Below are 8,491 nucleotides of genomic sequence, written 5' to 3' on the forward strand. Positions count from 1 at the left end.
ATTGCGGCCTTGTTGCCAATGGCTTTTGTCAGCGGTTTAATGGGTCCCTACATGAGCCCGATTCCGATCAATGCCAGCATGGGTATGCTAATTTCACTGGCGGTAGCGTTTATATTAACACCATGGATGGCCAATAAACTGTTACCAGCCAGTCACCCTGCGTCACACGCTGAATCCACACTGGATACTAAATTACAAACCCTGTTTGAAAAATCCATGACACCATTTCTGGGTGCATCCGGAGGGAAATTCAAGCGCTGGTTGCTATTCGGTGGAATCCTTTTATTAATTGCAATTTCTGTCTCTTTACCGGTCTTTCAGGCAGTTGTACTGAAAATGTTACCTTTCGATAACAAGTCCGAATTTCAGGTGGTTCTGGATATGCCAGAAGGCACCAGCACTGAAAAAACCAACCAGGTATTGAGCGAAATCGGAAAGTATTTAACAAGCGTTCCTGAAGTTACTGATTACCAGGTCTATGCAGGTACTGCATCTCCCATCAATTTCAACGGCCTGGTACGACAGTATTACCTGCGCTCCATGGCCCATGCCGGAGACATTCAGGTTAATCTTGTAGAAAAGGCGCAACGTGATCGCAAAAGCCATGAGATTGCTTTGTCGGTCAGGGAAGCAATTCGGGAAATTGCACAACGCCATAAAGGCGATGTGAAAATTGTCGAAGTGCCTCCCGGACCACCCGTCATGTCACCCATTGTAGCGGAGATCTATGGTCTTAACTATGAAGGCCAACGCCGGGTTGCTAATGAAATCCGTACTGTTTTTGAAAACACTCAGGATATTACTGACGTCGACGACAGCGTGGAAACCAGCTCAGATAAACTGTTGATTGACGTCGACACCAACAAGGCGGCTCTGTTAGGTATCAACCAACAGAGTATCGTCGAAGTATTAAGCATGGCGGTGTCTGGTGGTGACATCAGTTATCTGCATAGTGATATCGTAAAATTCCCTACTCCAATTCGAATCGAAATCGCAAATGCCGACAAAGCGGACATTGATAGTCTGTTAAACCTGCGAGTACGCAACCAGCGGGGACAATCTATACCCCTTGCTGATATTGTAAGCATACAAAAACAGGAACGTGACTATGCTATTTATCACAAGGACCTGCTACCATTTACTTTTGTAACTGGCGACCTTGCTGGTAACCTCGACAGCCCCTTGTATGGCATGTTTGATATATTCGGACAGCTGACAGAAAAAGTTTTTGAAGATCATTATCAGCTGGACCAGTACTTTATTAACCAGCCTGATGAACCCTATCGTTACAGCCTGAAGTGGGACGGTGAATGGCAGGTAACCTATGAAACTTTCCGAGATATGGGCATTGCGTATGGCGTTGGAATAATTCTGATTTACTTGTTAGTCGTAGCCCAGTTTCGATCCTACATCATTCCATTGATCATTATGGTACCCATACCATTAACCATCATTGGTGTCATGCCCGGTCATGCTATCCTGGGATCGCAATTCACAGCAACTTCAATGATCGGTATGATAGCGCTCGCCGGCATTATTGTACGTAATTCAATATTATTAGTAGACTTTACAAATGAACAAATAAAAGCTGGTGTGAGTTTACAGGAGGCAGTAATACGTTCGGGGGCAGTTCGAGCAAAACCAATCATCCTCACTGGACTGGCGGCGATGCTGGGTGCTTTCTTTATATTAGATGATCCGATTTTTAACGGATTGGCAATATCGTTGATTTTTGGTGTAATGATCTCAACGCTATTAACGCTGTTTGTTATTCCTATTTTGTATTACAGCGCAAATTATAAAAAGGCAACTGTGTAACAGGCAATACCGCGATTTAGCAGCTTGTAGTATTAATTCCGGTCGCCGTATTTTCCGTTACATTCCTAACTGTGCACAGCAACCTTTGGTTGCTCTGGCTGTTTGTCGGGAAGCACAATATTTAATTCCAGAATTTCTGTGTCCCCATTTTTGTCCAGATTGACCTGTATTCTATCCAGATCGACTGCAACGTACTTCGCCACCACTGCCAGAATATCTTTTTTCAGTTCAGGCAAATAATCAGGACCATCCCGATCGGCATGCTCTCGAGCCAGAATAATTTGCAGCCGCTCCTTGGCGACGGTTGCTGTTTTCTTCTTTCGACCTAATAAATAATTTAGTAGCGTCATAATCTTATGTTCCAAATAAGCGTTTCAGGAAACCTTTTTTCTCCATGTCAATAAATCGCATCGGCCGTTCTTCTCCAAGAAAACGTCCGACAACATCCTGGTAAGCAAGACCACTATCACTACTGTCATCCATGATTACCGGGATACCTGAGTTAGAGGCTTGCAGCACTGTCTGTGACTCTGGAATCACTCCAATTAGTGAAATGCCTAGCAAGTCTGTAATATCTTCAATACTTAGCATTTCACCCTGGTCAACGCGACTAGGATCATAACGTGTAATCAACAGGTGTTCCTTGATAGGATCCTGACCTTCCAGTGCGCGCTTTGATTTGGCTTGAAGAATACCGAGAATTCGATCTGAATCACGCACCGAGGAAACCTCAGGATTAGTAACTACAATCGCTTCATCGGCATAATACAACGCCATGATGGCACCGGTTTCAATTCCTGCAGGTGAATCACAAATGATATAGTCATGGGTCTCTTTTAACTCGTTCAAGATCCGCTCGACACCGGCTTGTGTAAGCGCATCCTTATCGCGAGTCTGGGACGCCGGCAGAATATTCAGGGTATCGACACGTTTGTCCTTGATTAGCGCCTGGACCAGGGTTGCTTCGCCCTGAATGACATTTACAAAATCATACACAACGCGGCGTTCACAACCCATGATAAGATCAAGGTTTCGAAGACCAACATCAAAGTCGATGACCACCGTCTTGTGCCCACGCTTTGCCAGCCCCATTGCAAAACTGGCGCTGGTTGTCGTTTTACCAACACCACCTTTACCCGAGGTGACAACTATTATTTTGGCCATAAATGCCTCCCACTGTCATAAACATACATTCATCGCCAAGCTACTTACTTTGTTAAAGCTATTACTACTATCATACAAAGTGAGCGCTTAACGACTATTAAATTGTTACAATATCCAGCTGCTCTCCACGCATACAGATTTGTACCGATTTCTGCCGATACTCAACTGGCACCTGATCCTCAAACACTCTATAGGCTCCTGCAATGGCAATTAATTCTGCTTCCATGCTATGACAAAAAATTCTGGCGCTTTCGTCACCTTTGACACCGGCCAGCGCTCTTCCCCGTAATGGCGCATAAATATGAATATTGCCGTCTGCCATAACTTCGGCCCCTGCGTTTACTGCAGCGAGCACAATTAAATCGCCTCCCCTGGCATAAATTCGTTGACCGGAACGGATTGGCTGGGTAACCATTTTTGTTGGTGCGATGGATTCGCCTGCGCCGGAACTCTGAGCCTGTTTACTGTTATCCGTTGCCTCTGCAACCTGCTCTGCCACAGCCTGATCATTTGCGGAGCTATCTTCTTCCTGTTTTGTCTTACTTGAAGCCTGCCCGGTTAAAATCGCCAAACCAGCTTTCTCGGCTTCCAGGTGTTGCTCGAGACTTCCTTTTTGCACGGCAACCGGTACTAATTGCTGGTTCCTCAGTAACTGGGTTAGCGCCGGAAAATCAATAGAGGGTTTTAATTGTTTGGTTCTTTCAAGATCAATAACGATGGGCGCGTTTTTAAAAAAACTTAATGACTGAGCCAGATGTTTTTTCAGCGCCTGGGCTACTTCTTCTATTTCAGTGGTACAAATTTTTAAGACAGGGAGGGTAAAGACTGATCCTTTAATTTCAATCGCAGAATCATTCGAGTTGTCAAATAGATCTTTTGTTTCGGCCTTGTCGGTCCTAACCGTATCCATATAGGTGATTAAGTCATTGTGACGAGTGCGATGGCTACTAGTATTAGCAAATCCAGATTAGCACTTCGTTCGTATCAACATAGCAAAGATTTTAAACTCTGCAAGCATAAAACACTAGCTGGGGTGAATAATAACGAAAGCCTCTTCAAACTGCTATTGTTTTATTACATTTTTAATCAGCGTAAATGTTAGATTCTCACTGCATTATTAAAACAACTAACGAATCGTTAACAGTGATCAAACATCACATGTAAAACTCAAAACCACGCTTCGAAACCGAGATCACGCAACACTTAATCCAATACATTAACTTCAGAAAATATTACGCTGAGTTGATAGACATCATCACAGTCGACCTGGAATATTCACAGTTAAAGTAATTTCTTAACTCCAGTAAAATTTCCTAGAAATTACTTTAACTATGATTTATGCTGTGTTTTCTGTCTATAATTCACTCAATTTACCCGCGAAACAGGGCAGCAATGGATATTTCCGCTACGATCTCTTTTTCTTGCACTTATTTATAGTTATTGCTGCTCTAAATTAGAAAAGGCCCGCTTGACAGCGATTTTCGCTTTCTCTACTATTTTTTTCGCCTGGAACCGAGTGCACTACTCCGCTGGCGTTAGTTGCCTTAGGCAAATCTACAGCACCAGCCCCGGTGACGTGTTGTGTAAATGACAGTGTGAAATCTGTTAATGTTGTCAGTATTTTCGAAATATGATCACTTGCATTTGCGGCAGGTAACCCAAGTTATGAAACATTCCGGGAAGTGTACGGTCACAGGGTGTTTCTATCTATTGATATAGTTCAATTGCAAAAAGGATAAATGGAATGGGAACGATGGTTGAAGTATCACATTTGAAAAAAATGTTTGGATCGTTCACTGCGGTCAACGATATTTCCTTTAGCGTCAATAAAGGTGAGGTATTGGGTTTTCTTGGCCCCAACGGTGCTGGCAAATCCACAACCATGAAAATGATTACCGGATTTCTTACACCGGACAATGGCACAGTCAAAGTGGGTGGAGATGATATCGCAGAAAATCCCGTCGCAGTTAAAACACGCATAGGGTATTTGCCGGAAGGCGCACCGCTCTATAGCGATATGACTCCGGAAAGCTTCCTGCATTTCGTGGCCGAGATTCGCGGCTATCGTGGTGCAGAAAAATCCAGGCGCGTGGAAGAAATGATAGACAAGGTCAACCTGGAATCGGTAGTTTATAAACCCATCGAAACGTTATCTAAAGGATTTAAACGAAGAGTAGGTCTCGCGCAGGCGATTATTCACGACCCGGAAATTTTAATTCTCGATGAGCCCACTGACGGCCTGGACCCCAACCAGAAACATGAGGTCCGCACGCTGATTAAAGATATGGCTCCGGAAAAAGCCATTATACTGTCCACCCATATTCTGGAAGAAGTCCATGCGGTCTGTAGCCGGGCCATGATTATCACCAACGGCAATTTAGTCGCAGATGGTACACCGGTAAGCCTGGAAGCCAAGTCACCCTTACATAACTCGGTTGAAATTACAGTACGCACCGATTCACCGGATCCTGTCAGTAGCGACCTGGAGAAAATTACTGGCGTCAAATCCGTTGAACAAATCTCACAATCGGAAGGCTGTGTAAGCTTCCGTGTATATCCATCAAGTGACAATGCACCTATATCAGAAGTAAGTCATTTGGCCCGCGATAAAAGCTGGGACGTGGAAAACCTGCATGTGGTTCATGGAAGGCTGGACGACGTATTTCGTTCCATTACAACACAACAGGCATCATAAGGAGCGAAACGAATGGCAAATATTTGGGTTATTTTCAAACGTGAGCTTACCGGGTATTTTACAACACCCATTGCTTACATATTCATGATCATTTTTGTTTTTCTAAGTGGTATTTTCACTTTTTATATAGGAAATTTTTTCGAACGCGGTCAGGCTGACCTGCAGCCCTTTTTTAGTTTTCATCCGTGGTTATACCTGTTTCTGATACCTGCACTGGCAATGCGGCTGTGGGCTGAAGAACGCAAGGGGGGAACCATTGAATTGCTGTTGACTATGCCTATTACCATGCCACAGGCAGTACTCGGTAAGTTTTTAGCTGCATGGGCGTTTACCGGAATTGCATTGAGTCTCACCTTCCCCGTCTGGATCACTGTTAACTACCTGGGCGAACCGGACAATGGCATTATTGTTGCCGGATACATAGGCAGCATGCTTATGGCTGGTGCATTTCTGTCTATTGGCTCCTGCATATCGGCGGTCACCCGGAACCAGGTTATCGCATTTGTAGTGAGTGCCGTCATTTGCTTATTGTTCGTATTAAGTGGATTTCCCCTGGTGCTGGATTTCTTCAGCATATGGGCACCGGAATTTATTGTTGCCGCAATCAGTTCATTCAGTTTCTTGACCCACTTCGATGCCATAAGCAAAGGCGTCATAGACTTGCGTGACATTATATATTTTGTTTCGCTAATTGCCTTCTGGCTTTTTACCAACATCGTGCTCATCGAATATAAGAAGGCAGATTAGAAAGGGAATAATTATGAATATAAAAATGTTTACAACAGGTAGTGTTTTAATTGCTGTCGTTTTATTACTGGCTATAAACATTTTCAGTAATAATAGCTTAACTTCTGCCCGTATGGACCTGACAGAAAATAATCTGTTCACCCTTTCAGAAGGAACACGCAATATCCTGGAGGGAATGGATGAACCCATTACCATTCGTTTATATCTTTCACAAAAACTGGCCACACGTTTACCCGGTGTTACGAGCTATGCCACTCGGGTTAAAGAGTTGCTGCAGGAATATAAGCGCACCGCAGGTAGTAATATCAATTTGACCATCATTGACCCGGAACCATTTTCCGACAAGGAAGATGAAGCGGTAAGTTATGGATTAAGAGGCGCTCAAATTGATAGTGAAAATACCTTTTACTTTGGCATGGTTGCGACGGGACCTACAGACGAAGAAGAAACCATTCCCTTTTTCAGTCCCAATCGCGAAGAGTTCATTGAGTACGATATTACCAAAGTCATTCAGCAAGTTTCCAACCCGAAAAAGAAAGTGGTGGGTTTGATCAGTACCATTAGTATTGATGGTTCTCCTGCGCCACACATGCCCGGTATGGGAATGATGCCGCGTCCCACTGAAACATGGACGGTAGTCGCACAAATGCGCCAGTTCTTTGATGTCCGGTCTCTGGATGTTGATATCGACAAAATTCCGGACGATATAGACGTGTTAATGCTGGTACACCCTAAGGGAATCAGTGAAGCCACCTTGTACGCCATTGATCAATACATAATGAATGGCGGTCGATTGCTGGCTTTTGTTGATCCTCACGCGGAAACTGATACTGTAACCAGTCAACAAAGCGGGATGCCAGGCAATACATTTGGCGTTTCCCATCTCAACAGGTTGTTCCAGTCCTGGGGCATCAGCACGCCAGAGAACAAGGTGGTAGGCGACATCCAGTTAGCGCAAAAAGTAGCGTTTAACATGGCTCAGCGTAGCGCCGCCATAGACTATCCAATCTGGATGAAACTTCCTAAAGAACAGTTAAATGACCAGGATATAATTACTTCGGAACTGGGCGTGGTAAATTTCGCCTCGCCGGGTAACATCTCTGTCACTGATACCGAAGGTGTCACTGTTACTCCCCTGATAACTACCACTGATAAAGCAACATTGGTAGATAAAGCCCGTTTGAGTTCCCTGGCAGATCCACAGGATCTTTTGCGAAACTACCGTCCGAGCGGTGAATCATATACGTTGGCAGCACGTGTTACCGGAAAAGTAAAATCAGCGTTTCCCGATGGCGCGCCTAAATCAGAGCATGCTGCGAAAGAAGATGAATCCATGAAATTTGCCGAGCATTTGACGGAATCCAAAGGTGAAATCAATGTCATTATTGTCGCAGACACTGATGTACTGGAAGACCGGTTCTGGGTACGATTTCAAGAGATGATGGGTACACGTATGGCAATGCCCATTGCGGCAAACGGTAGTTTGGTCATTAATTCACTGGACAATTTGATGGGCAGTAATGATTTGATCAGTGTCCGCAATCGTGGACACTTCTCACGTCCATTTACCAAAGTCGACGAAATTCGTCAGGAAGCAGAACTCAAGTTCCGCGAAAAAGAACAACAGTTAATGAATCGCCTACGTCAAACCGAGCGTAAGCTCATCGATCTGCAACGTGGTAAAGACCAGGATAAAGCCTTGATCCTGAGCAACGAACAAAAAGTAGAACTTGAGCGCTTCAGGCAAGAGCGTGTTCAAATTCGAAAAGAATTGCGTAACGTACGTCATCAGCTCCAACAGGATATCGACAGCCTGGAAGGATGGACAAAGTTCATTAATATCGGCTTAATAGCCATTCTGGTCGGAATTTGCGGTGTCTTGATTTCAATATTGAAATTAAGAAAACGCGAACAATCCACACGGACTCCAGCAACGATTTCATAATGGAGATGGCACAATGAAGAATTCCAGACACATACTGATATTGGCAAGCATCGCGGTGTTATTCATTATTGCAACACTGTTTAGCGAGCCAACAAACATAGAAATCTCCGGCGCTGGTGACA

At 44.3% G+C, this 8,491-nt stretch carries 7 protein-coding genes; 4 read left to right on the forward strand and 3 right to left on the reverse strand.

The genetic code is table 11. From position 1 onward, the window contains the following. The coding region (locus ACWVCM_RS15025; protein ID WP_455202579.1) for an efflux RND transporter permease subunit at nt 1-1,818 on the forward strand (1,818 nt) is incomplete at its 5' end. A gap of 65 nt (nt 1,819-1,883) precedes the next feature. On the opposite strand, the gene minE is transcribed toward ACWVCM_RS15025, so the two are convergent. From minE to minC, 3 genes are all read right to left on the reverse strand, one after another. Further along, nucleotides 1,884-2,168, reverse strand: a complete 285-nt coding sequence (minE, locus tag ACWVCM_RS15030; RefSeq protein ID WP_455202580.1) for a cell division topological specificity factor MinE — start codon at nt 2,166-2,168, stop codon at nt 1,884-1,886. A gap of 4 nt (nt 2,169-2,172) precedes the next feature. Next, the gene (minD, locus tag ACWVCM_RS15035; RefSeq protein WP_455202581.1) at nt 2,173-2,982 is read right to left on the reverse strand and encodes a septum site-determining protein MinD; all 810 of its coding nucleotides are present in this window, start codon (nt 2,980-2,982) and stop codon (nt 2,173-2,175) included. Nucleotides 2,983-3,079: 97 nt separating this feature from the next. Further along, entirely contained in the window at nt 3,080-3,892 is an 813-nt protein-coding gene (minC, locus tag ACWVCM_RS15040) for a septum site-determining protein MinC (protein WP_455202582.1), read from the reverse strand. Nucleotides 3,893-4,726: 834 nt separating this feature from the next. Between minC and ACWVCM_RS15045 the strand changes: the two genes are divergently transcribed. From ACWVCM_RS15045 to ACWVCM_RS15055, 3 genes are read left to right on the forward strand one after another with little or no spacing between them, the layout of a single operon-like run. Then, nucleotides 4,727-5,677 carry an ABC transporter ATP-binding protein gene (locus ACWVCM_RS15045; RefSeq protein WP_455202583.1) on the forward strand — a complete coding sequence of 317 codons (951 nt, stop codon included), beginning with the start codon at nt 4,727-4,729 and terminating at the stop codon, nt 5,675-5,677. 12 nt (nt 5,678-5,689) lie between these two features. Then, nucleotides 5,690-6,424, forward strand: a complete 735-nt coding sequence (locus tag ACWVCM_RS15050; protein ID WP_455202584.1) for an ABC transporter permease subunit — start codon at nt 5,690-5,692, stop codon at nt 6,422-6,424. Nucleotides 6,425-6,437: 13 nt separating this feature from the next. Further along, nucleotides 6,438-8,369 (forward strand): Gldg family protein, encoded by a 1,932-nt coding sequence (locus tag ACWVCM_RS15055; protein ID WP_455202585.1) that lies wholly within the window; start codon nt 6,438-6,440, stop codon nt 8,367-8,369. The last annotated feature ends 122 nt before the right edge of the window (nt 8,370-8,491 follow it).

The organism is Kaarinaea lacus, assembly GCF_975902315.1.